Consider the following 2457-nt stretch of genomic DNA (forward strand, 5'->3'; position numbering starts at 1 on the left):
GCGTAAGTGCAGCTTTCGCACGGTTGATTGCACCCGCGATCGTCTCGGCTTCACTCAATGGCTGATCGGAAACGCCGCTCGGAACCGATACGCAAATCGGCTCGCAACCAGTCGCCAAACGGACGGCTGTAACCTTTGCTTTATTTTTTGTGCCCAGCGCGATGCGCAGTTGATCCCATTCCATAGGTTCCATCCTTTCGCGTCCAAGGTGACATAGGTAGTATAGCACGGGGGCTTGTCATCAAGTAACGCGGGAATCTATTCACGCCCGGACGGCCGCTGTGGTAAGATGGAACAAATCAAAATCAACGATACGATGGAGAGAGGCTACGTCGATGAAATTTACCAAATTGCACGGCTTGGGAAATGATTACGTGTATGTCAATTGCTTTGAAGAACCGCTTGATGGGGTGGATCTGCCAGAGCTCGCCCGAAGAGTGAGCGACCGTCACTTCGGCATCGGCGGCGACGGACTGATTTTGATCATGCCGTCGGATAAAGCGGATTTTCGCATGCGTGTATTTAATAACGACGGAAGCGAGGCCAAAAACTGCGGCAACGGCCTTCGCTGTGTCAGCAAATATGTGTACGACCATGCTTTGACGGACAATCAATCGTTTTCGATTGAAACGTTGGGTGGAATCGTGTTCCCGGTTGTGCATGTGGGAGATGATAGCAAGGTCGTGACGGTGACGATCGACATGGGCGAACCGCGGTTCAACTGTACGGATATCCCGATGGCGACCCGGACTGCGCCGCAATTCATCGAGCAGCTGTTTGAGGTAGAAGGGCGCGCGTTTACGATGACAAGCCTCTCGATGGGCAATCCGCATGCCATTTTATTCGTTGATGAGGTGAGAGGCGAAGATGTGCATAAGCTCGGCCCCATCATCGAGCATCATCCGCTCTTCCCTGAACGGACGAATGTGGAGTTCATCAAGGTGCTCGATCCGAAACACATCCAGTTTCGCGTATGGGAGCGCGGTTCCGGCGAAACGCTCGCTTGCGGCACGGGCGCTTGCGCCGCTGCGGTCGCCGCGATCCAAAGCGGGCAGACCGAGCGCAACGTAACGATTCATCTGCTTGGTGGCGATTTGCACATTGAATGGCGTGAGGCGGATAACCATGTCTATATGACGGGATCCGCGACGGAAGTGTTTACCGGAGTATATGGGGGAGAGATCCCGAAACTGGCGTAAAAGTAACAAAGCTCCTGTCACATATGTGTGCAGGAGTTTTTTTTGCAAAAAAAAAGTGATTGCCCGTCAAAGCTGCTGTGCTTTTTCGGCAATCACTGCTATCCATATGAGGTTGTGACGGACAAGTGCCCTTTTGTCATCTATGCGTTATACACCTCTGTCAAATACACATCCGTATCTTGCTGCTCGAAGCCGGCGCCTGTAAGGCTTTTTTCGAATTCCTTTCGCAGCCGCTTCAGATCATCTTCCATCTTTTTGATTTTTTCTTCCATTATCACGCTTGAACTCATGTTTGTCGCTCCCTTTCTTGATGTGCTGATGATAATTTATTGACAATTCTAACAAGTTGGGCGAGTGAAGTAAAGACTGGCGAAGAAATGAAACCGCTTACCTTTGTGACTTTTTGATGGAAGTTGTACCATTATTAGGATTGGTGTCGTTTCAAGCAGTCTTTTTGCCCCGAAATGCCTTGAGAAATTTTTCAAAGTAGAATCTGTCATGCAGTTGAGGTATGATGAAAGGTGGATTTTAGTCCGTGTGCCAGTGTGCATGGCACCGAAAATAGGCAGGTGGCAATTCATGATTTATCTTGATAACAGTGCCACGACACCGCCATATCCGGAAGTTGTAGATGTTGTACAAAAGGCTATGCTGTCTTTCTTTGGAAATCCGTCTTCGCTTCACCAAAAAGGCGTGGAAGCGGAGAATTTGCTAAAGCAGGCAAGAATGGTGTCAGCACAAGCATTACAATGCAAGCCATCGGAGATCATTTTTACCTCAGGCGGCACCGAGGGGAACAATGCTGCGATCAAAGGCGTTGCATTTCAATATCAATCGCGCGGCAAGCATATCATCACGACTGCTGTAGAGCATCCGTCCGTTTACGATGCTGCCGGTCAGCTCGAATCGTTTGGCTTTGACGTAACCTATCTGCCGGTTGATTACGACGGGAGGGTTTCGCTTGAATCGCTTCAGCAGGCAATTCGTCCCGACACGATCCTGGTTTCGATCATGCACGTCAACAATGAGCTTGGGACAATCCAGCCGATCAAGGAAATCGGAACGTTTCTCAAGCTGCACCCGCGCATTTTGTTCCATGTCGATGCGGTACAAAGCTTCGGGAAAGTTCCTTTCAAAATGAAAGATTGGGGAATCGACTTGCTAACGCTGTCTGCGCACAAGTTCCATGGCCCGCGCGGCGTCGGTATTTTGGCGAAACGGGAAGGCGTAACCCTACATCCGCTGCTTGCAGGCGGAG

Annotated in this window: 4 protein-coding genes; 2 read left to right on the forward strand and 2 right to left on the reverse strand. The window is 50.3% G+C overall.

The annotated features are described in order from the left end of the window. On the reverse strand, positions 1-184 hold a 184-nt coding region (locus EDM56_RS30980), incomplete at its 3' end, for a DUF84 family protein (protein WP_122921752.1). A gap of 151 nt (positions 185-335) precedes the next feature. On the opposite strand from EDM56_RS30980, the gene dapF reads away from it, so the two are divergent. After that, complete coding sequence (gene dapF / locus EDM56_RS30985) at positions 336-1199, forward strand: diaminopimelate epimerase (RefSeq protein ID WP_122921753.1); 864 nt, start codon at positions 336-338, stop codon at positions 1197-1199. 140 nt (positions 1200-1339) lie between these two features. On the opposite strand, the gene EDM56_RS31655 is transcribed toward dapF, so the two are convergent. Continuing rightward, complete coding sequence (locus EDM56_RS31655) at positions 1340-1489, reverse strand: hypothetical protein (protein WP_183192660.1); 150 nt, start codon at positions 1487-1489, stop codon at positions 1340-1342. 289 nt (positions 1490-1778) lie between these two features. Between EDM56_RS31655 and EDM56_RS30990 the strand changes: the two genes are divergently transcribed. After that, the coding region (locus tag EDM56_RS30990) for a cysteine desulfurase family protein (RefSeq protein WP_148040453.1) at positions 1779-2457 on the forward strand (679 nt) is incomplete at its 3' end.

It is taken from the genome of Brevibacillus fluminis (genome assembly GCF_003710825.1).
Lineage (GTDB): Bacteria > Bacillota > Bacilli > Brevibacillales > Brevibacillaceae > Brevibacillus_D > Brevibacillus_D fluminis.

Excerpts from the sequence above, each read along its gene's own strand:
- EDM56_RS31655 (WP_183192660.1), bottom strand. The coding sequence starts at position 1,489 with ATGAGTTCAAGCGTGATAATGGAAGAAAAAATCAAAAAGATGGAAGAT.
- dapF (WP_122921753.1), top strand. The coding sequence starts at position 336 with ATGAAATTTACCAAATTGCACGGCTTGGGAAATGATTACGTGTATGTC.